Below are 19,578 nucleotides of genomic sequence, written 5' to 3'. Positions count from 1 at the left end.
AGTCACGATCGTGGCGGAATTGGCGGAGCTTAGCGCTCCGCTGCAAGGATTGGCAAAGGCGCCGCTCCCTCTTCAGCCAAAAGCCCGTGATCGACAAGGGCTTCCCGAAGCCCCGCCACATTGCGAAAGATGTGTCCGGTGAGGCCGGCCGTCTCCGCGCCGTGCACATTCCGCGGCTTGTCGTCGGTGAAGAAGGCCTCCTCGGGCGCAAAGCCGAGCCGGGCCGTGAGGGCCCGGTAGATCGCCGGATCCGGCTTCTTGGTGCCGAACATCCCGGACACGAAGATGCGTTCGCCGAAGAGCGGCGGGAGCTCGGGAAAGAGGCGTTCCATCTCCTCCGCGGCGAGCAGGCCGTTATTGCTGAGGAGCGCGATCTCGGCCCGTTCCTTCACCCGCCTCACCAGCGCGAGCACCTCGGGCGAGGGCCGCATGCCGAGCTTGCGGATGGATACCCACTCCGCGCGCGTAATGGGATAGCCGAGCCGTTTGCCGAAGCCGGCGAGATAGGCGGCCGCATCGAGGCGCCCGGCATCGGACAATGCTTCGAAGCCAGAATGCCAGATCGCGCGCAGAATCTGGTCCGGCGAACGTCCGCTCAAGCGGGCGAGGGCCTCTATCCGGATATCGCGATCATAGACGCAGAGCACGTCGTCCATGTCGAAGATCGCGAGCCGCAGTCCGGTCATGCCAATCCTTCTACGCCGCCTTCGACGCACACGCGCCTTCTACCCGCACCCGGCTCGTCTTGACAGGAGGTGGCCCCTGCCGCCACATCCAGCCGACAGCCCCACCGGGATCGATAATGCCTCTCGCGCCAACGCCCGCCGCCAAACCGCCGCTGACCGTGCTGATTTGCGCGCCGCGCGGCTTCTGCGCAGGCGTGGTGCGCGCCATCGACGCGGTGGAGAAGGCGCTGACGGTCTATGGACCTCCAGTCTATGTGCGCCATGAGATCGTCCACAACAAATATGTGGTCGAGAGCCTGAAGCGTAAGGGCGCGGTCTTCGTCGACGAATTGGACGAGGTGCCGGACACCACCGCGCCCGTCATCTTTTCCGCGCATGGCGTGCCAAAAGCGGTGCCGAACGAGGCCGAGCGGCGCCGGCTCTTCGGCATCGACGCGACCTGCCCGCTCGTGACCAAGGTGCATCGCGAGGCCGAGGTGCACCACAAGCGCGGGCGCCACATCGTGCTCATCGGCCATGCCGGTCATCCCGAGGTCGTCGGCACCATGGGGCAATTGCCGTCCGGCGCCATCTCGCTCGTCGAGACCATCGCCGATGTCGAGCGGCTGGTGCCGCCCCCTGCCGACAATCTCGCTTATGTGACGCAGACCACCCTTTCGGTGGACGATACCGAGGCTATCGTCGCAGCGCTGAAGCGCCGCTTCCCGGCGATCGCCAGTCCGCATAAGGAAGACATCTGCTATGCCACGACCAACCGCCAGGAGGCGGTGAAGCGTGTGGCGCCGCAAGTCGACGCGATGATCGTCGTCGGCTCGCCGAATTCGTCGAATTCGCAACGCCTGAAAGAAGTCGCCGAGCGCGCCGGCTGCCACATCGCGCGCCTCGTGCTGCGCGCCGAGGAGATCGACTGGACGGTCTTCTCAGGGATCCGCAGCCTCGGGCTCACCGCCGGCGCGTCCGCGCCGGAAATCCTCGTCGAGGAGATCATCGACGCCTTCGCCGAGCGCTTCGAGGTGACCGTCGAGACCGTCTCGACTGCCGACGAGAGCGTCTTTTTTCCCCTCCCCCGCGCCCTGCGCGAAGAGGCGGCGGAGTAGCTGCGTGGCCGTCTATACCGAGGTGAGCGACGAGGAGCTTGCGGCTTTCGTCGCCAGCTACGACATCGGCCAGGTGCTCTCCGTGAAGGGCATCGCCGAGGGCGTCGAGAATTCCAATTTCATGCTGCATACCGAGCGTGGGCATTACATCCTGACGCTCTATGAAAAACGCGTGCGCGAGGCGGACCTGCCCTTCTTCCTCGGCCTGATGGAACATCTGGCGGCGCGTGGTCTCATCTGCCCGCAGCCCGTGCGCCGGATGACGGGCGAGACGCTCGGGCGGCTCGCCGGCCGGCCGGCGGCGATCGTCACCTTCCTCGACGGCGTCTCGGTGAAGCGGCCGACCGCGGCCCACTGCGGCGAGGTCGGCAGGGCGCTCGCGGCCCTGCACCAGGCCGGCGCCGATTTCGCGCTGGCGAGGCCGAACAACCTGTCGCTCGCGAGCTGGCGGCAGCTGTTCGAGCAGGCGGGAGAAGGAGCCGAGCGGGTGGCGAGCGGCTTGACCGCGCGAACGCTCGATCTGATCGGCGCGCTTGAGGCGAACTGGCCGGCGGACCTGCCCCAGGGGGTCATCCATGCCGACCTCTTTCCCGACAATGTCTTCTTTCTCGGGCCGAGGCTTTCCGGCCTCATCGACTTTTATTTCGCCTGCACCGATGCCTTTGCCTACGATCTCGCCATCTGCCTGAATGCCTGGTGCTTCGAGGCCGACAACTCCTTCAATGTCACCAAGGGCCGGGCGATGATCGGCGGCTACGAGACGGTGAGATCCCTGACGGACCGGGAGGTGGAGGCCTTGCCGGTGCTCTGCCGCGGGGCGGCGCTGCGCTTCATGCTCACGCGGCTGGTGGACTGGCTGAACGTTCCGCCCGGCGCGCTGGTGAAGCCCAAGGACCCGCTCGAATACGACCGCCGGCTCGGCTTCCACCGCCACGTCACCGATGCGCGCGACTATGGGCTCGCGCGATGACCATGACGGAGCAGGAGGCAGCGGGCGGCGCCGGCGAGCGCGTCGTCATCCATACGGACGGCGCCTGTTCCGGCAATCCGGGGCCTGGCGGCTGGGGGGCGGTGCTCGCCTACAAGGGCCGCGAGAAGGAGCTCTCCGGCGGCGAAGCCCTGACCACCAACAACCGCATGGAGCTGATGGCCGCGATCTCGGCGCTTGAATCGCTGAAGCGGCCCTGCGCGGTCGACCTCTATACCGACTCGCAATATGTGCGCCTCGGCGTCACCCAATGGCTCGCCAACTGGAAGGGACGCGGCTGGCGCACCGCCGACAAGAAGCCGGTGAAGAACGAGGACCTCTGGCGGCGGCTCGATGAGGCCCAGGCCCGACACCAGGTCAACTGGCATTGGGTGAAGGGCCATGCCGGCCATGCCGAGAACGAGCGGGTCGATGCCCTTGCGCGGGCCGGCATGGCGCCCTTCAAGCCCGTGCGGGCCGTGCGAGGCAAAGAGAGCGCCTGACCCGGCAAAATTTGCAGCCCCAAAACGGGACACTGCGAAATACTTCAGCTAACCCGATTTTTACCTCAATGCGCCATTCTCCGGAGCGTCAGTTGCGTAACCGGATTATCGCGTCATGGGTATTATGCGTACCGATGCCGCTGGTACCTCGCCCCGGATAAAGGTCTCGCGTACCGGGGCGAGGGTATCGGTGGAACCGGTTGAGGTTGCTTCGCTTCCTCTCGACCAAGTGGTTGTCGGCGATTGCATCGCCTCGCTGAACCGACTGCCGGCCGAGAGCGTCGATCTGATCTTCGCCGACCCTCCCTATAATCTGCAGCTTGAAGGCGCGCTCACGCGGCCGGACAACAGTCTCGTCGATGCGGTCGACGACGACTGGGACAAGTTCAGTAGTTTTGCCGAATATGACGCGTTCACCCGTGATTGGCTCGCGGCCTGCCGCCGTGTTCTCAAGAAGAACGGCACGCTCTTCGTCATCGGCTCCTATCACAATATTTTCCGCGTCGGGGCGTCGCTGCAGGATCTCGGCTACTGGATCCTCAACGACATCGTCTGGCGCAAGGCCAATCCGATGCCGAATTTCCGCGGCCGGCGCTTCACGAATGCCCATGAGACGCTGATCTGGGCGGCGCGTGACGCCGGCGCCAAGAACTATACCTTCCACTATGAAGCGCTGAAGGCCGGCAACGAGGACGTGCAGATGCGCTCGGACTGGTTCTTCCCGCTGTGCACCGGCGAGGAGCGCCTGAAGGACGCCTCCGGCCAGAAGCTGCACGCGACGCAGAAGCCCGAGGCGCTGCTCGCCCGCGTCCTGCTTGCCGCGAGCAATCCGGGCGACGTGGTGCTCGACCCCTTCTTCGGCACCGGCACGACCGGCGCCGTCGCCAAGCGCCTCGGCCGCCATTTCGTGGGCCTCGAACGCGACCCGGCCTATGCGGCGGCGGCGCGCGAGCGCATCGCCGGCGTTCGCAGGCTGGACCCCGGCGCCATCGCTGCCGCCCCCGCCAAGCGCACCGAGCCGCGCGTGCCCTTTCTCTCGCTCGTCGAGGCGGGTCTCGTCGCCCCCGGCGAGACGGTCACCGACAATGCCGGCCGCCACCACGCCACCGTGCGCGCCGACGGCACCTTGAGCGCCGGCCCCGCCGTCGGGTCGATCCATAAGATCGGCGCGCTCGTGCAGGGCTTCCCGTCGTGCAACGGCTGGACCTTCTGGTATCTGGAGCGCAACGGCCGGCGCATTCCGCTCGACGATCTGCGCGGCCAGATGCGCGCCGGGTTGGCAGAGGCGGCTTAGCCCGAAAGCGGCCGGTCGGACCTGCGGAAATCTCCATCGTCATGGCCGGGCTCGTCCCGGCCATCCCGATTCGTAGGGCGCTTCTTATCGGGATCCCCGGGACAAGCCCGGGGGTGACGGAGGCGTTTTCAGCGAATCCCTTTTGATCGGAAGCCGGTTTAGCCGCTACGTCACCGCCGGGCGGGCCTGGATGACCGGGGCGGCCGCCGCAAAGATCGCCTCGCGGGTGCCATCGCGCGGCGGATAGATGCGGCTGCCGTTGATCGTCTGCTTCGTCACCTTGGCCTCCGCCCCTTGCGCGACGAGCCGGCCGCGCTCCCAGCCGGCCGTATAGAGCGCGCCCATGGGTCCGAGGTCGAGGATCGTCACATAATCGGGTGCGAAGAACGGGATGCGCTCGTCGGGGCGGCCCATGAGATCGCAGGCCGCATTATGCCCGGCGAGCCGGCCCATGGGGCGCGCATGCTGGCAGGACATCACCGTCCTGTGCCCGGCGTCATCGGCAGCGGCGCTCGCGCAATCGCCGGCCGCAAAGACGCCCTCTACACCCTCCACCGCCAGGAACTGATCGACGGGAAGCCGGCCGAGCCGGTCGCATGCGACGCCGAGATCGGCCGTCAGCGGGCTTGCCCGCATGCCGGTGGCGAAGACCACGGTGGCGGCGGCGATGCGTTCCCCATCCGCAAGGGCGACGCCGCCCGCGTCCACACTGGCGACGAGGGCGCGCGGCCGGGTCTCGACGCCGAGCGCCGCGAGCGCCTTGTCGATCACCCCCCGCCCCTCGCCCATCTCGGCGCCTATCTCGCGATGGTCGACGATGACGACCCGCACGGCCGCATCCGGCCCGAGCGCGGCGCGCAGGCGGGCGGGCAGCTCGCAGGCGATCTCGATGCCGACGAGGCCGCCGCCGACCACCACGGCGGTTGCGGTTTTTTCGTCGCGCGGGCCGGCGGCGAGAGCGGCGAGATGCGCCGCCAGGCGCTCGCCGCCCGCATAGCTGTCGACGTCGAAGGTCTCGCCGGTGATGGGAATGGGCGGGCGCGCCAGCGTGCTCCCTGGTGCGAGAATGAGCCGGTCATAGGCGAGATCCGCCATGCTGCCCTCCACCGCCAGCGTGCGGGCGGAGGGGTTGATGCGCGTCACCCGCCCCTCGATGCGGGCGACGCCGATCGGCGCGAGCACCTCATCGAGGGGCAGCCGCACGGGCCCGAGATCGGCCTCGTAGCAGCGCACGCGGATGGTGTGGAACGGATCGGGTGAGACGAGCGCGATCTCCAGCTCATCCTGTACGCCAAAAAGATCGCGTGCCCGGGCGGCGCTGGCCGCGCTCCAAAGCCCCGCGAAACCACCACCGACCACCACGATTTTCTTGGACATCCGGCGCTCCTCTGCAACTTGCGGCCGATGCTGAGCTCAAGGTGCGGTACGCTCCAGCACGCCGAGCCCCATATCATTCAGATCTTCAATCTTACCGCGGTCGCCTCTCTCTCCGACCTCGTCCCGGTAGACGACGGCAATGGAGAGGCCCAGAACCTGATTGCTCTCAGTCAGGCGTCGGGCCATGTCCTCGAGCTTCGGGAGCGCGGCCATCACCTTGTCGCGCGTCCCTGGCACGGATTGCGCATGCGCGGCAGCGGTGAGGAGGAGGGGACTGAACAGTAAGGGGAAGCTGAAGAACAGAACACGTCCCGCGGGCCGTTTCACCATGGTCATGCTCATCCCAACTCCAGCGATAGCGAAACTATACGCGGAACGGGCGGAAACTGCGCAGTTCTTTTTGGGGAGGGGGCGCGACGGTCGGCGGCGGAGCGCGCCAGGTGGTCACCGCAACCCGAGTTCCACATCTCCGGAACGGGGCGGGGAGCGGACCGGCAGCTCCCGACTGCAAATATTCACGGAGCGGGCATTCAGGCCGGTGCGGACGTCCTCACCCAAAGCGGAGGCCGCGATGGACGAGGTCTTCGGGTTTCATGGTGTAGACGGCGAGAAAGCGGGGCATGCGGCGCGCCCTTCGTGCTGGCAGGCATTCGAGCCTAGACTCCCGACCGGCCGAACGCCACTCCGCAGTCGCGCCACAAGTGCCCGCCGCCTCTCTCAATCGGATCAGGAACTCCGCTTCTTTGTGCAAAGCGGCCCTGAGCATTCCTCGTCGCGGAATTCATCCAGAGGGCCAACGCTGCGCGTATGGCGGAACACGCAGAGCGCCGTATCGCCAGAACCGCATGCGCGGCAGGGTGGCGCGGCCATCGGGAGCGCGGCCGAGACGAGGCATTGCTGGCTGGAGAACAGAACGCGCCTGGGCCGCTTCACCATGATGATGCTCCCCAACGGTAGCGACAAGCCGAACTCGGCGCGGAACGGGCGGAGGCCGCGCCTGTGTTTTGGGGAGGGGGGCCTTCCCAAGGGCGTGCTCGTCGCGAGCCGGACAGCACTGCCATGTGGCGATCTAGGTGCGGGCGGGTGCGACGAATTTATCTTGTACAGCTTCAGATTGTCCTTGGAAAACGGCAGGCATTTATCACATAATCCACGCACCTTTGGGGGGAGGTCGCAGGTATTGTCTGAGGGGATCACTGAAATTTTTGCGGACGGCGCGTTCGCGTCGCCGGCTTCGTCCGCCCTTGACATTTTCTTCGTCCATGGGCTCGGAGGAGACCCGATCGAGACTTGGCAAACCGGACCGAAGAGCTTCTGGCCGCGATGGTTGGCGGCGAAGTTTCCGAACTGCCGAGTGTTCAGCTTCGGTTTCGACTCCAAGAAGCTCGCAGGATTCCTGACTGGCGCCGGTGCCTCTCTCCACGACCTCGCCCTGATGCTGGCGGACGCTCTGCTGAGCCGCGAGCACGCAGCACCGCACGCGCTGTTCATCTGCCACAGTCTGGGTGGCTTGATAGTGAAACAGATGCTGCGCCGCTGTGCGGAATCCGCTGACCCAGATTACAAAGATCTCGCCCGCTCGGTCGTCGGGGTCGCCTTCCTGGGCACGCCCCATCAGGGAGCGTCGCTGGCTTCGGCGCTCGATCAACTACTCCACCGTTTCATGACCAAGCAGGTCAAGCAACTCGTCCATGGCGAAGACTTCCTGGTCGATCTGAACGATTATTTCCGCTCCAATGCTAATCTCCAATCCATTACGGTCCGCTCCTACTACGAAACTGAGAAAACCAATGGCGTTCACATCGTCGACAAGGTGACGGCCAATCCCGGCGTGCTCGGCAGCGAACCAATCCCCGTTCAGTCTGACCACATTCAGATTTGCAAGCCGGAAAGCGAGATGTCGCCGGTCTTCAAATCGGTGTGCGCGCTGATCCGTAAGCTGCTGAAGGATAACAGCTCGCCCTCAAGCGCAGGCGTCGCGGGATCTCCCTACGGAAGCTCCCAAACGGACGGTCACGCGCTCCTCTGCGAAAGCCTGCCGGCGGACGCGCCAGAGGGGTTGTCTGCTGACGTCCTGCAAGACTACAAATTCTTCACGACCGTCGCGGAAGACGATCGTCGCGACTTGGCGCAAAAGCTCACCGATGTTGGGCGGGGCTACGCCATTCGCGACGCGAACCGGAAGAAGGAGCGGTTCAACATGGCACTGCGGCGCCACATCGCTCAGCCGGCGGCGGTGACGCGCTACACGCGCCTGATGTCGGAGGTCGAAAGTCGATTCAATCGCCATGTGACACGCGCGATAGCGGCTGGAGCCTGCGATGCGATGATCGACGGAATCATCCAGAACGACGTGATCTCCCCCTGCGCAGCACTTAACTCGTTAAAGGACGAGCCGACGACTGCCGGGCTTGTCGACGGCGCGCTTTATTACCTCGCGGGCAATTGCCATCTGGCGTGGGACCATGGCTGACTATCGCGTCTGGTACGCTTCGCGCGACCCATATCACTGCATCTTCCGCATGATCCGACTGCTTGAAGCGAAACGCGGGCCGATCCCACTTGAGCAGCTTCGGATCCTCGACATGTTCCTAATGTTTCCCTCATTACTGCATCGACTGAATCTGACATCTGCGTTGCGGGACCGACTCCGGCGCCTACAGATCGAGCTGCCAACAAAGACCTTCGTGCGCCTCCCTGGCACCGCTTCGGTCTGGCAGGATCTGCAGATTTATCAGCTAACGGCGGTGAAACGTCTGGCGGGACTCGGCGTGCTGAAGCGCGAGGATCTGCGCTACCGCAACGCCAGTATCGACCGCTCGCAGGCGCCCGCCGAACTTCTTCGGCACGCGATAGCCCAGAACGAGGCGGCCGAGCCACTGATGCGGTTCCTAGTCGAGGAGCTTGGCGTTCTGCCCATGTCTGGCAGCCAAGGACTTGTCCGGCGAGCCGGTCTGCCGTCGCGCGGTCCGGTGACATGATCGCATCGCTTCAGATCGAACGCATGCTCGTCACGCGAGGGCAGCACGTGCTCTACGACGAAGCGTTTCATCACGGCGTGAACATCATTCACGGCTCGAACGGATCCGGAAAATCGTCCATCGCCGACTTCATTTTTTTCGGGCTGGGTGGAGATCTGCGGGAATGGAAGGAGTCGGCGTCGCGCGCCGAAAAGGTATACCTCCAGGTCGCTACTCCCTCCGGGACACTCACGTTAAGGCGCGAGGTCTCGATAGATCCCGCTCGGCCCATGTCGATCTTCTTCGGCTGCATGAACGATGGCTTGGTCGCCGCGATGGAGAGCTGGCAGCACCTTCCTTATCGTCGCCCGGAGCACGGCTATAGTTTCAGCCAGGTGTTGTTCAAGGCCATAGGGTTGCCGGAATCGATCAGCGACGGCTCCAGCAACATCACGATGCATCAGATTCTTAGGTTGCTCTACGTGGATCAACTGACCCCCGTGCAGCGTATCTTTCGGGTCGAAAATTTCGATACGTGGCAGACGCGACAAGCCGTCGGCGATCTCCTTCTCGGGATTGGCGGCTATGACCTATTCGATAAACAAATCGATTTGAGGGAGACGGAGCAGAAATACAAAGAGGCGGTCACGAACTATCGCAGCCTCGTGGCGGTCGCCTCCGGCTACGGCGAGAACATTCTCATTGAGCACATCACCGCTGCGATCGCACAGATGGACGAGGAAAGAACTGCGCTCCTGAATTCGATCGAAGTGCTGACTGCGCCGCAGGTCGATCCTGACGATCATGCCACAGTACAGTCCCTTCGGTCACAGAACGCCAAGGCATACAACGTCGCGCGTCGCAACGTCTCGCGCCTGGAGAGCGAGATCGAGACGCTGGAATACGAGATTGCGGACTCAGAGGAGTTTATCAAGCATCTAAAGCAATCGATTTCAGACTTCGACGACGCCGCTTTGACCTTCGCTGCGCTCGGACATCTCGCGTTTGAGTTTTGTCCATCCTGCTTCGCGCCTGTGGAACCGAAGGAAATCGGACACTGCCAGCTCTGTAACGCCAAGCGCACAGACGGCGAAGAGGACTCCCGGACTCTCGCGGTTCGCCTGGACCTAGAGATGCAGTTGAAGGAATCTGAAGCGCTTCAGTCCGACCGGGAGGCCGACCTCTCCGCGAAGCGGGCCGCGCTGCGCGTCGCCCGGCAAGCCTTGCGACGCGCGACCTCGGCGGTCGAGTTCGACCGCGCGGGCGCCGTCACCGGGCGCGAAAGCGCGATCGCCGAGTTGAGCCGAAAGATCGGCTTCATCGACAGCCAACTCGAGGGGCTTCAGAAACGGCTCGAACTCTCCCGGCGCATCGACGCCGCCTCCATCGCGAAGGAAGAGCTAAACCATCGGATCAGTAGGCTGAAAGGTGAGATCGAGGCGATCCAGCGTGCCCAGAATACACGTAAGCTTTCGGCCTACACATTGGTCTCGAGGCAGACGAAGGACCTGCTTGACCAGGATCTGCAGGAGCACAGCGACTTCGGCGACATCGAGCACGTCTCGTTCTCGTTCACCGAAGACTGGGTAGCGATCAACGGTGAAAAAAACCGCGCCGGAAGCGCCAGCGGCATGGTCATTTTGAAGAACAGTTTCGCCTTGGGGATGCTCACTAGCTCGCTGATCGACAAAGAGTTCAAACTTCCGCGATGGATGCTGTTCGACAACATTGAGGATAAGGGAATGGTCGAAGAGCGTTCGTGGAACTTTCAGAGATTAATTCTGCGAAAGTCCGCCCAATTTGATCTGCCGCATCAGATCATTTTCACGACGTCGAAGATCGCGCCGGAACTTGACAGGCCCGATCTTGTCGTGGGCAGGCGCTATACGCGGGCGGCCCGATCGTTAAACTAACGGCACGACGTGCGAGGCTCGATAGCGGCGCGGCAATGGTGGTTATGCAGTGCCCCACCCCAATCTGCCCTATAATGCCTCCGCACCCGCGCGCCGGCCGAGCCGCCGTCGGTCCGCCACAGGAGGTCACCGATGTCATCTGCCCAAAACCTCGCCGAGATCGAAGAGCGCATCGCGATCGTCAGCGAGAATTTGCGCGAGCTGATCGAGCATGCGGCCGCCTATTCCGGCGCCGCCGACGAGGAGGAGATGTCGCGCCGCATCGCCGAGCAGGAGGAGGACCTGGAGCGGCTGAAGGCCCAGCGCGAGGAGCTTTTGCGCACCAGCCGAGGCTGACGCGCAAACCACCGGGGCCGCTATGATGGCGCGCGAAGGCATCAGCGCCGCCGTTGGCGGTCGAGGGCGGTCCGTGGCTGAGGGCCGATCAGTCCGCCCGCTCCGCCGTCACGGCCACATGCCGCGGGCGGGCGGCCCCGAGCCCACACGCCATGCCGACGATGGTGACCACGAGATAGAGCACGGCGACGCTGTCCCAGGCGCCCGTCCGGTCGTGCAGCAAACCGGTGAGCAACGGGCTGGCCGCTGCCAGCCTGTAGCCCACTGGGCCATGCTGGGGCCGCGCCGCCACATGGGAATCCGGCGAGCGCAGCACGATGACGCGCAATGCCAGCCCGAAAATGCCGCTCTGGCCGATGCCGAGCAGGATCGCCCCGATGAGCATGCTGCCGAGCGGCGCAACAGCCGACTCCGACGCGGCCGACGTCATGAGGATGGTGCCCGAGGTTTCCTCCCGGCAGCGCCCGGATTTCGCCTCCCCATGATATTGGAGGCTCTATTGGCGCGCGGGCACGTCCGGCACATGCCCCGGCGCGGCGATCACCAGCGAGGCTTCCGGCGACTGGATGAGTTGGAGGTAGCGATCGAACTGCCCGAGCACATCGGCGATGATCTGCTCCTGCGCCATGCCCATGAGGTCGTAGCCGCGGCTGCCGTCGCTGAAGAAGGTGCGTGCCTCGAAGCGCAGGTCTCCCTGGGCCGCTTCGAGCGCCGAGAAGGCCGGCAGCCGATAGGCAGCCGGCTGGACGCCGTAGACGAAATCGCGCACGCCGTTGGCGGGAACGGTGAGCGAGACGGAATGCTCGCCGTCCTCGCGGGATATGGACGCCGAGCGGCCGCGCGTCTCCATCTCCTGCGCCACCTTTTCCAGCGCCGGCGTGACGACCTTGGCAATAAACTCGGTCACCTCCTTTTCGGTCGGGGCGTTCATGATCAGCCCCAGCCGGCGCTGCCACGTGAGCCCGGCGGCCGGAGAGGCGTGGGGTTGAATCGCCCCGTGGCCGACCTGCCGCTGCGCAAGGTCGGCTTGCATCCCCTTGAAGAGCGACCAGATCAGAACCAGCATGATCAGCGAGAAGGGCAGCGCGGTGGCGATCGTCGCCGACTGCAGCGCTGCAAGTCCGCCCGCCATGAGAAGCACGGCCGCGATCAGGCCTTCCAGCACGCACCAGAACACGCGCTGAACCGTCGTGGTTTCGGTGGCGCCGCCCGCAGCGATGGTGTCCACGACCAGCGAGCCGGAATCGGCGGAGGTGATGAAGAACACCGCCACGAGCAAGACCGCCAGCGAAGAGGTGACGGAGGGAAGCGGCAAATATTGGAAGAACTGGAAGAGCGCAACCGACAGATCCGCAGCCACCGCAGTGGACAGGGCGCCGTTCGCCACCGTCGTGTCGATATAGAGCGCGGTGTTGCCGAAGACCGTCATCCAGAAAAAGGTGAAACCCGCCGGGATGAAGAGCACGGCGACGACGAATTCGCGCACCGTCCTGCCGCGGGAGATCCGGGCGATGAACATGCCGACGAAGGGTGACCAGGAGATCCACCAGGCCCAGTAGAAGAGCGTCCAGGCATCGATCCAGGGCCGAGGCTCGTAGGCGTAGATGTTGAAGGTCCGCAATACGATCGAGTCGAGATAGAAGCCGAGGTTCTGGACGAAATCCCGCAGGAGCTGCGCCGTCGGACCGACCGCCAGCACGAAGAGCATGAGCAGGATCGCAAGGATCAGGTTCAGCTCGCTCAATCGCCGGATGCCCTTGTCCACGCCGGTCACGACCGAGATGGTCGCGACGGCGATAATGACCGCGATCAGGATGAGCTGGACGGAGACGGCATTCGGCAGCCCCAGGAGATGGTTGAGCCCGGCATTGATCTGCAGAACGCCGAAGCCGAGGGACGTTGCTATGCCGAAGAGCGTGCCGCATATGGCGAAGATGTCGACCGCGTGCCCGATCGGCCCGTCGATACGATGCTTCAGCAACGGATAGAGGCCCGACCGCACGGTGAGCGGGAGGTTGTAGCGATAGCCGAAATAGGCGAGCGACAGGCCCACCACGGCATAGATCGCCCAGGCATGAAAGCCCCAGTGGAAGAAGGTCACGCTCATCGCCTGGCGTTGTGCTGCGATGGTGCGCGGATCGGCCTCCGGAGGAGCGGTGAAATGCGTGATCGGCTCGCCCACCGCGAAATACATGAGCCCGATCCCCATGCCCGCCGCAAAGAGCATGGCCACCCAGGACATGTAGTGGAAATCGGGGGTGGACTCATCCGGCCCGAGCTTCAGATTGCCGAAGCGGCTCGCGGCGAAGAGGATGACCGAACCGATGAAGATTCCGACGGACAGCAGGTAGAGCCAGCCAAAGGAATCGAGGATCCAGCTCTGTACCGCGGCAAAGATCGCTTCGGCCTGTCCGGGAAAGAAGACGCCGATCCCGAGAAAGGCGGCCGTAACGGCCACGGAACCAAAGAACACGGGCGGATTGATCACCAGTCCGAACATGAAGACCTCGTCCGACGGTACCCAGCGCGACGGTGCACACCGGAATAACGGCCGAGTTCCGGCAACGTTCACTCTCGATTGCAGATGCCGTCGGAGCAGACAACAAGGCGTGAGGCGCCGGCGTCAATTGCGGCGGACAAGAGCGCAGCCTCCCCTTGCGGGCAAAAGGGGCTCGAAAGCGAGCTCCCTCGGCGGGAGGATCGGGTGCCTGGGCTCAAGATCCGCCTGGACGGATTGGGTCGGTTAGCACGCTCGACCCGACACCCCGCCCAACCCGCTTCCTACCCCGCCTGCTCCGCCGTCACCGCCACATGCCGCGGGCGGGCGGCCCCGAGCCCACACGCCATGCCGACGATGGTGACCACGAGATAGAGCACGGCGACGCTGTCCCAGGCGCCCGTCCAGTCGTGCAGCAGGCCGGTCAGCAGCGGGCCGGCGGCGGCCAGCGTATAGCCGACGCTCTGCGCCATGCTGGAAAGCCGCGCCGCCACATGGGAATCCGGCGAGCGCAGCACGATGACGAGCAGCGCCAGCCCGAAATTGCCGCCCTGGCCGATGCCGAGCAGAACCGCCCATATGAGCATGCTGCTGAGCGGCGCGAACAGGCAGCCGATCATGCCGATGAGGCCGAGCGTCATGATGACGACGACGGAGACCGCCTGCGAGGGCCGGCGCGCGGCCAGGATCGGCGTGATGAGCGCCGCCGGCACCTGCGCCAGGATCGAGGCCGAGACCATGAAGCCGGCGTTCAAGGGTTCGAGCCCGCGGTCGCGCAGGATCTGCACGAGCCAGCCGATGACGATATAGGCGAGCAGCGACTGTAGCCCTGTGAAGAGCGTCACCTGCCAGGCGAGCTCGTCGCGCCACAGGCCCCGCACCACGTAATGCGGCCGCTTGATCTCGCCCTTCCGGCGCGGGATCGCCGGCCACCAGAAGAGCGCCGCGACCACCGCCGGCACCGCCCAGAAGGCGAGCGCCATTGGCCAGCTGTCAAAGGCGCGAGCGAGCGGCACGGTGGCGCCTGCGCCGAGCGAGCCGCCGGTGCACAGCGCCATCGTATAGACGCCGGTCATCAGGCTGGCCTGCCCCGGAAAATCGCGCTTGACGAGGCTCGGCATGATCACGCCGATGATGCCGATCGCCGCGCCGGCGATGACGGCGCTCGCCAGGAGCGCGGTGAAATTGGGAAAGACCCGCAAGCCGAGTCCGGCCGCCATGACGAGCAGGATGAAGAGCACGACGCGCTCGGTGCCGAAGCGCCGGGCGAGCGGCGGCGCCAAAAGCCCGAAGACGCCGAGGCAGACGACCGGCAGCGTCGTCAACACGCTGGCGAAGACCGGAGACGCGCCGGTGTCGCGCATCAACTCCTGCAGCACCGCGCCGACGCTCGACAGGGCCGGCCGCAGATTGATTGAGACCAGCACCAGGACGATCGCAAGCCACCACAGCGGCAGCCGCGGCCCCGCCTCCGGCAACGGCGCGGCATCGACGAGCTCGGCCTCCGGCAGGAGTTCGTCGGCGAGCGTCGGCTCGGGATTTGCTGCGGAGGAAACGGACGGCGCCGTCACCTTTGAGGTCATGATCAGGCTTTCGCGGGCTGGCGTTCGTCTCGGCGACGGGAAGGGCAGTTCGGCCGCCAGTGGTGGCGTCTGCCCAATAAGACGGCAACCGGCGCCGCACAAGAAGACTTTTGGCGGGATGCGCAGCCGCCTTGCCTCGCCTGAAGGGATCACCCACCGGGGACGATCGGCCAAAAAAGAACGGGCCGGTGATTGATATCAACGGCCCGTTCGATCGCTATGCATTATGTCAGCCCATCGGCCGGCAGTATGTCGCCCGTCCTTCATGGGCGGCGCATCGGCCGGCGGACCCGTTTCTCGGCCCGTTCCGCCAGGATCACGGAAGGATCGCAGTGCAAGGGCTCCGACAGCGCGCCGAGAACGTCGCCGCGCACGAGGCCGATGTCGTGCAAGGCCCGCTCGTCATAGTCGGCAAGCTGCCACACCTCGCGCCGGTGCCGCATGGCGCGCACCGTGCGGGCGATGAAGGCGCTCGCCGTATGAATGCGCAGCCGCTCGATCCAGGAACGGAGGCTGGAGGGCCCCTCCGACACCCGATGGCCGAAGGTATTGGGCTTTGGACAAACGATCTCGCCCATGGTTCAATCCCTTATGCTGGGGTGACCGCACAGCCGAGCGCTGCCGCGCCTCGGGGCGAGGCCGGGTGAGCGGGTCGAGATGCCTGGTCACGATCTTGGAACAGCGATGAATATACTGCAGAGCGACGAATCATCCCAGTGAATGTTTTGAATTGAATTCATCATGGATTATGATTGAATGACGTCAGGAATGCCGGAGGCTCCCATGTCTCACCTTCTCGACACGGACCAGCTCAAGACTTTCGTCGCGATTGCCGATACGGGCTCCTTCACGCGCGCCGCCGAGGCCGTGCACAAGACGCAATCGGCCGTGTCGATGCAGATGAAGCGGCTCGAGGAGCGTTTGGGCATTCCCGTCTTCGAGCGCGACGGGCGGCATTCGCGCCTGACCGAGGAAGGCGAGCGGCTTCTGGACTATGCCCGGCGCATCATCCAGCTCAACCGCGAATGCCTTGCGAGCTTCGGCGAGGCCGATCTCGTCGGGCGCGTGCGCCTCGGCCTGCCGGACGATTATGCGGACCGCTATCTTCCGGAAATTCTCGCCCGCTTCTCGCGCTCGAACCCGAAGGTCGAGGTAACGGTCGTCTGCGAGCCGACGCCGATCCTGCTCGAACGGATCCAGGCGAGCGACCTCGATCTGGCGATCATCACCCATATCGAGGGTCGCCAGCATTTGGCCGAGGTTGTGCGCGTCGAGCAGCTGCTATGGGTGACCTCGATGCGCCATTGCATCCACGAGGAGACACCGATTCCGCTGGCGCTCGGGCGCTCCACCTGCAATTGGCGGCAAAGCGCCGCCGAGGCGCTCGAGGTCGCTGGCAGGCCCTACCGGGTGCTGTATTCGAGCTGGAATTCCACCGCGGTGGGGGCTGCGGTCCTTGCGGGTCTCGCGGTCGCGGTCCTGCCGGAAAGCGCGGTGCGACCGGGCATGCGTGTGCTCGGCCCCTCGGACGGCTTTCCCGCCCTGCCCTCGTGCAAGATCGGCCTCGTGCGCAACCAGCGGGCGGCGTCGAACCTAAGCGCGGCTCTGGCCGAGCACATCGTGCAGAGCCTCGATAACCTGCGCCGCGAGCGCTACTATGTCGAGGTCGCAGCGGCGGAATAGCGAACCTGCGTCTGCCGCGGCCGTGCTACGCTCTGAATTCCGGCCTTGACGCTCTCGCCCTGAAAGAGCGCCCCGCGCCGGGGTGCACCTCAAGGTTTCTCATTCGGCTGCCGAACATGGCGCGGGACAAGCGTATCCCATTGAAAGAAATTTCCGCGATTCCGGCGGCTCGGACAATGATCAGGCAGGCTCGTCTTCAAATAGACGACGAATTTCATATAATTATATATCAAATATACTTTTATCTTGAGAAATATACGATTTCCAAACGCGATAATTTTCTCCAGGGTTATGCAACGGTGCATTGACGCCCGTGAATTTAAGAAGGAGAATTGTCATGACCCAGTTTGTTGATCTTAAATCCGTGAGCGGCTTCATTCCCGGTGTCATCGATTCCATCGGTCAGACGTTTTCCCGCGCCATCGACTACGTTCGTGGCGAGTTGTTGCCCGAAGCCGCCGACCGCATCGGCGCGGGCGCCGAAACAGTTGCCAGCGCCTTCGACGCGACCGTTCACACCGGCGGCGAGATCATCGACACCCTGTCATCGGGACTATCCGGGTTCGGACATTGGGTGGCGACCAGATTTTCGTCGCCCGAATACACGACCGGCGCCCCTCCGACCTGGGATCCATCAGGGATTGGCGTCATAGATCCTGACGCCCAGCTTTATCCTGACGCCGCTATACCAGACACTGTCGCGCTTATACCGCCGTCGGCATCCCATTATGAAATGACCTTTGGCTTATAGAGAGCTAAGTTACAGCTGTTTTGGCTACTCTACAGCCAGATCAGATGCAGCGGGAGGCGGCTTCGCTTCCCGCACCATCCAGAATGGCGGCAGCACCGGATACCGCCTATGTCCATCACCGGCCCACGACGCGGCGCGGGGCTTCGCTTGGCGAAGGGACAACCGCTCATTAGGGCAAGTGGGTGCTGCCGATAAGGCGCGCGACTGCAGGACCGATGATCGTCAGATTGGCGATGATGCCGAGGATGACGAAGACCGCGATGACGCCGTATTCAATCGTGGTCGATCCCTTCTTGTCCCGCAAAAACGCCTTGCCCATCGCCACTCTCCTGTGTTGCGGGCAGGATCGCGGGGCGGTCTCACGATGGCGTTAACGGGACGAGCCTGGCGGCGAGAACTCATCGCCAGGGTATATGACCGGTAAAGGCCGGGCGTTGCGGCCGGTGGCCGAGCGCCCGGTCAGTAGACGAATTCGTCGAACAGCGGCGCCAGGCTGCCCTTCCACTCCGTCTCGTAGCGGGCGAGAATGCGGTCGGCGGGCACCAGGCCTGTCTCGACCACCTCGTCGAGCGGCGCCAGAAAATGCTCTTCGTTGCGGTCTCGGACATCGCGCTTCGCGCGGCGGGCGAGCCCTTCATGGGCCAGCGCGAGCACCTCGCGCGCCACCGCGCGCAGAGGCCGGCCAGCAATCTCCGCATCGAGCGCAAGGCGCGGCACGTCGTTGCGCAGCGCCTGACGCTCTTCGGCCGTCCAGGTCTTGACGATCTGCCAAGCGCCGTCGCGCGCCGTCTTGTCGTAGAGGAGCCCCACCCAGAAGGCTGGCAGCGCACAGAGAAAGGGGGTGGCTCCCGTGTCGGCGCCGCGCATTTCGATGTAGCGCTTCAGGCGCACCTCGGGAAAGAGCGTCGAGAGGTGGTTCGCCCAGTCGGATAGCGTCGCCCGCTCGCCCGGCAGCGCATCGAGCCGCCCCGCCATGAGATCGCGGAAGGAGGCGCCGGCCACGTCGTGATAAACGTCGCCGCGCTTGACGAAATACATCGGCACGTCGAGCGCCCAGTCGACATAGCGCTCGAAGCCCATCCCGTCCTCAAAGGCAAAGGCGAGCATGCCCGTGCGGTCGCCGTCGGTATCGAGCCAGATCTGTGACCGCATGGACTTGAAGCCGTTCGGACGCCCGTCGGTGAAGGGCGAATTGGCGAAGAGAGCGGTCGCCAGCGGCTGCAGGGCCAAGCCGATGCGCAGCTTCTCCACCATGTCGGCTTCCGAGGCAAAGTCGAGATTGACCTGCACAGTCGCCGTGCGGAACATCATGTCGAGCCCGTGGCCGCCGACCTTGGGCATGTAGCGGCGCATGATTTCGTAGCGGCGCTTGGGCATGACGGGGGTTTCGGCACGGGTCCATTGCGGGCTCATGCCGAGGGTGAGAAAGCCGATGCCCAGCGGCTCGGCGATCTCGCGGACCTGCGCCATATGCGCATGGGTCTCCCAACACATCTGGTGCAGCGTCTCGAGCGGCGCGCCCGAAAGCTCGAACTGGCCGCCGGGCTCCAGCGAAATCGCACCGCCGCCGGTTACGTCCTCGAGGCCGATGGGGTGGCCGTCTTCCATGATCGGCCCCCAGCCGAGCAAGCCCTGCATGCCGTCGAGGAGTGCGCGCACGCCGCGCGGCCCCTCATAGGGCACCGGCTGCTTGTCCTTGACGTAGAAGGGGACCTTCTCGTGCTCCGTGCCGATCCGCCATTGATCCGGCGCCTTGCATCCCGAGGCCATGTAGCCAACGAGCGCATCGCGAGAGGCGATGGGCGTCGAGTCGGACGAATCGCGGGCCATGGGCCATCTTTCCTGAAGGGCCCGCAGCCGGGCACGATGACAGTCGCGGCTTAGATAGATCGCCCCGCGTCGGTCGGCAATGGTGCCGGAGTGGTGCCCTG

At 64.7% G+C, this 19,578-nt stretch carries 19 protein-coding genes; 10 read left to right on the top strand and 9 right to left on the bottom strand.

Translation table 11 applies throughout. The annotated features are described in order from the left end of the window. Nucleotides 1–29: 29 nt before the first annotated feature. A complete protein-coding gene (locus tag ACFQU1_RS19680; protein WP_378135829.1) occupies nt 30–686 on the bottom strand; it encodes an HAD family hydrolase in 657 nt (218 codons plus the stop codon). 116 nt (nt 687–802) lie between these two features. Between ACFQU1_RS19680 and ispH the strand changes: the two genes are divergently transcribed. The 4 genes from ispH to ACFQU1_RS19660 all read left to right on the top strand — a co-directional run bounded on the left by ispH (nt 803) and on the right by ACFQU1_RS19660 (nt 4,547). Next, nucleotides 803–1,783: a 4-hydroxy-3-methylbut-2-enyl diphosphate reductase gene (gene ispH, locus ACFQU1_RS19675; protein WP_378135827.1), complete on the top strand. Its 981-nt coding sequence runs from the start codon at nt 803–805 to the stop codon at nt 1,781–1,783. A gap of 4 nt (nt 1,784–1,787) precedes the next feature. Beyond that, complete coding sequence (locus tag ACFQU1_RS19670; RefSeq protein ID WP_378135825.1) at nt 1,788–2,753, top strand: homoserine kinase; 966 nt, start codon at nt 1,788–1,790, stop codon at nt 2,751–2,753. Continuing rightward, entirely contained in the window at nt 2,750–3,253 is a 504-nt protein-coding gene (gene rnhA, locus ACFQU1_RS19665; protein WP_378135823.1) for a ribonuclease HI, read from the top strand. Before ACFQU1_RS19670 ends, rnhA begins: the two co-directional genes overlap by 4 nt. Nucleotides 3,254–3,368: 115 nt before the next feature. Then, a complete protein-coding gene (locus ACFQU1_RS19660; protein ID WP_378135821.1) occupies nt 3,369–4,547 on the top strand; it encodes a site-specific DNA-methyltransferase in 1,179 nt (392 codons plus the stop codon). Between the two features lie 165 nt (nt 4,548–4,712). Here the strand turns inward: ACFQU1_RS19660 and ACFQU1_RS19655 are convergent, their stop codons facing one another. Together ACFQU1_RS19655 and ACFQU1_RS19650 are read right to left on the bottom strand one after the other, a co-directional pair. Beyond that, nucleotides 4,713–5,924 carry an NAD(P)/FAD-dependent oxidoreductase gene (locus ACFQU1_RS19655; protein WP_378135819.1) on the bottom strand — a complete coding sequence of 404 codons (1,212 nt, stop codon included), beginning with the start codon at nt 5,922–5,924 and terminating at the stop codon, nt 4,713–4,715. Nucleotides 5,925–5,960: 36 nt separating this feature from the next. Next, complete coding sequence (locus ACFQU1_RS19650; protein WP_378135817.1) at nt 5,961–6,266, bottom strand: hypothetical protein; 306 nt, start codon at nt 6,264–6,266, stop codon at nt 5,961–5,963. Between the two features lie 229 nt (nt 6,267–6,495). On the opposite strand from ACFQU1_RS19650, the gene ACFQU1_RS19645 reads away from it, so the two are divergent. The 4 genes from ACFQU1_RS19645 (at nt 6,496) to ACFQU1_RS19630 (ending at nt 11,133) form a co-directional block, all read left to right on the top strand. Further along, nucleotides 6,496–8,397: an ABC-three component system protein gene (locus ACFQU1_RS19645; RefSeq protein ID WP_378135815.1), complete on the top strand. Its 1,902-nt coding sequence runs from the start codon at nt 6,496–6,498 to the stop codon at nt 8,395–8,397. Next, nucleotides 8,390–8,905: an ABC-three component system middle component 5 gene (locus ACFQU1_RS19640; RefSeq protein ID WP_378135813.1), complete on the top strand. Its 516-nt coding sequence runs from the start codon at nt 8,390–8,392 to the stop codon at nt 8,903–8,905. The genes ACFQU1_RS19645 and ACFQU1_RS19640 overlap by 8 nt, the downstream gene beginning before the upstream one ends. Further along, nucleotides 8,902–10,797, top strand: a complete 1,896-nt coding sequence (locus ACFQU1_RS19635) for an AAA family ATPase (protein ID WP_378135811.1) — start codon at nt 8,902–8,904, stop codon at nt 10,795–10,797. The genes ACFQU1_RS19640 and ACFQU1_RS19635 overlap by 4 nt, the downstream gene beginning before the upstream one ends. Before the next feature lie 132 nt (nt 10,798–10,929). Further along, complete coding sequence (locus ACFQU1_RS19630) at nt 10,930–11,133, top strand: hypothetical protein (protein WP_378135809.1); 204 nt, start codon at nt 10,930–10,932, stop codon at nt 11,131–11,133. 88 nt (nt 11,134–11,221) lie between these two features. Here the strand turns inward: ACFQU1_RS19630 and ACFQU1_RS19625 are convergent, their stop codons facing one another. From ACFQU1_RS19625 to ACFQU1_RS19610, 4 genes are all read right to left on the bottom strand, one after another. After that, entirely contained in the window at nt 11,222–11,563 is a 342-nt protein-coding gene (locus tag ACFQU1_RS19625; protein ID WP_378135807.1) for a hypothetical protein, read from the bottom strand. Between the two features lie 66 nt (nt 11,564–11,629). Further along, nucleotides 11,630–13,633 (bottom strand): BCCT family transporter, encoded by a 2,004-nt coding sequence (locus tag ACFQU1_RS19620; RefSeq protein WP_378135805.1) that lies wholly within the window; start codon nt 13,631–13,633, stop codon nt 11,630–11,632. Nucleotides 13,634–13,914: 281 nt separating this feature from the next. Then, a complete protein-coding gene (locus ACFQU1_RS19615; RefSeq protein ID WP_378135803.1) occupies nt 13,915–15,213 on the bottom strand; it encodes a CynX/NimT family MFS transporter in 1,299 nt (432 codons plus the stop codon). A 263-nt stretch (nt 15,214–15,476) separates the two neighbouring features. Further along, nucleotides 15,477–15,791: a DUF1127 domain-containing protein gene (locus tag ACFQU1_RS19610; RefSeq protein ID WP_378135801.1), complete on the bottom strand. Its 315-nt coding sequence runs from the start codon at nt 15,789–15,791 to the stop codon at nt 15,477–15,479. Between the two features lie 205 nt (nt 15,792–15,996). On the opposite strand from ACFQU1_RS19610, the gene ACFQU1_RS19605 reads away from it, so the two are divergent. Together ACFQU1_RS19605 and ACFQU1_RS19600 are read left to right on the top strand one after the other, a co-directional pair. Further along, entirely contained in the window at nt 15,997–16,896 is a 900-nt protein-coding gene (locus tag ACFQU1_RS19605) for a LysR family transcriptional regulator (protein ID WP_378135799.1), read from the top strand. A gap of 337 nt (nt 16,897–17,233) precedes the next feature. Continuing rightward, nucleotides 17,234–17,647, top strand: coding sequence for a hypothetical protein (locus ACFQU1_RS19600; RefSeq protein ID WP_378135796.1), 414 nt, complete (start codon nt 17,234–17,236; stop codon nt 17,645–17,647). A 169-nt stretch (nt 17,648–17,816) separates the two neighbouring features. Here the strand turns inward: ACFQU1_RS19600 and ACFQU1_RS19595 are convergent, their stop codons facing one another. Beyond that, complete coding sequence (locus ACFQU1_RS19595; RefSeq protein WP_378135794.1) at nt 17,817–17,966, bottom strand: Flp family type IVb pilin; 150 nt, start codon at nt 17,964–17,966, stop codon at nt 17,817–17,819. Between the two features lie 140 nt (nt 17,967–18,106). Then, nucleotides 18,107–19,477 carry a glutamate--cysteine ligase gene (locus tag ACFQU1_RS19590; protein ID WP_378135792.1) on the bottom strand — a complete coding sequence of 457 codons (1,371 nt, stop codon included), beginning with the start codon at nt 19,475–19,477 and terminating at the stop codon, nt 18,107–18,109. Nucleotides 19,478–19,578: the final 101 nt, after the last annotated feature.

The sequence above is a fragment of the Chelatococcus sp. GCM10030263 genome (assembly GCF_042666455.1).
Taxonomy (GTDB): domain Bacteria; phylum Pseudomonadota; class Alphaproteobacteria; order Rhizobiales; family Beijerinckiaceae; genus Chelatococcus.
Note: the sequence above shows the minus strand (reverse complement) of the source record. Positions and strands in the feature narration are given on the sequence as shown.

What these genes read in the sequence shown, in the direction of transcription:
- ACFQU1_RS19650 (WP_378135817.1), bottom strand. Translation starts at nt 6,266, where the DNA reads ATGAGCATGACCATGGTGAAACGGCCCGCGGGACGTGTTCTGTTCTTC.
- ACFQU1_RS19625 (WP_378135807.1), bottom strand. Translation starts at nt 11,563, where the DNA reads ATGACGTCGGCCGCGTCGGAGTCGGCTGTTGCGCCGCTCGGCAGCATG.
- ACFQU1_RS19640 (WP_378135813.1), top strand. Translation starts at nt 8,390, where the DNA reads ATGGCTGACTATCGCGTCTGGTACGCTTCGCGCGACCCATATCACTGC.
- ACFQU1_RS19630 (WP_378135809.1), top strand. Translation starts at nt 10,930, where the DNA reads ATGTCATCTGCCCAAAACCTCGCCGAGATCGAAGAGCGCATCGCGATC.
- ACFQU1_RS19615 (WP_378135803.1), bottom strand. Translation starts at nt 15,213, where the DNA reads ATGACCTCAAAGGTGACGGCGCCGTCCGTTTCCTCCGCAGCAAATCCC.
- ACFQU1_RS19590 (WP_378135792.1), bottom strand. Translation starts at nt 19,477, where the DNA reads ATGGCCCGCGATTCGTCCGACTCGACGCCCATCGCCTCTCGCGATGCG.
- ACFQU1_RS19645 (WP_378135815.1), top strand. Translation starts at nt 6,496, where the DNA reads ATGGACGAGGTCTTCGGGTTTCATGGTGTAGACGGCGAGAAAGCGGGG.
- ACFQU1_RS19680 (WP_378135829.1), bottom strand. Translation starts at nt 686, where the DNA reads ATGACCGGACTGCGGCTCGCGATCTTCGACATGGACGACGTGCTCTGC.
- ACFQU1_RS19600 (WP_378135796.1), top strand. Translation starts at nt 17,234, where the DNA reads ATGACCCAGTTTGTTGATCTTAAATCCGTGAGCGGCTTCATTCCCGGT.
- ACFQU1_RS19595 (WP_378135794.1), bottom strand. Translation starts at nt 17,966, where the DNA reads ATGGGCAAGGCGTTTTTGCGGGACAAGAAGGGATCGACCACGATTGAA.
- ACFQU1_RS19605 (WP_378135799.1), top strand. Translation starts at nt 15,997, where the DNA reads ATGTCTCACCTTCTCGACACGGACCAGCTCAAGACTTTCGTCGCGATT.
- ACFQU1_RS19660 (WP_378135821.1), top strand. Translation starts at nt 3,369, where the DNA reads ATGGGTATTATGCGTACCGATGCCGCTGGTACCTCGCCCCGGATAAAG.
- ACFQU1_RS19635 (WP_378135811.1), top strand. Translation starts at nt 8,902, where the DNA reads ATGATCGCATCGCTTCAGATCGAACGCATGCTCGTCACGCGAGGGCAG.
- ACFQU1_RS19610 (WP_378135801.1), bottom strand. Translation starts at nt 15,791, where the DNA reads ATGGGCGAGATCGTTTGTCCAAAGCCCAATACCTTCGGCCATCGGGTG.
- ACFQU1_RS19620 (WP_378135805.1), bottom strand. Translation starts at nt 13,633, where the DNA reads ATGTTCGGACTGGTGATCAATCCGCCCGTGTTCTTTGGTTCCGTGGCC.
- ACFQU1_RS19655 (WP_378135819.1), bottom strand. Translation starts at nt 5,924, where the DNA reads ATGTCCAAGAAAATCGTGGTGGTCGGTGGTGGTTTCGCGGGGCTTTGG.
- ispH (WP_378135827.1), top strand. Translation starts at nt 803, where the DNA reads ATGCCTCTCGCGCCAACGCCCGCCGCCAAACCGCCGCTGACCGTGCTG.
- rnhA (WP_378135823.1), top strand. Translation starts at nt 2,750, where the DNA reads ATGACCATGACGGAGCAGGAGGCAGCGGGCGGCGCCGGCGAGCGCGTC.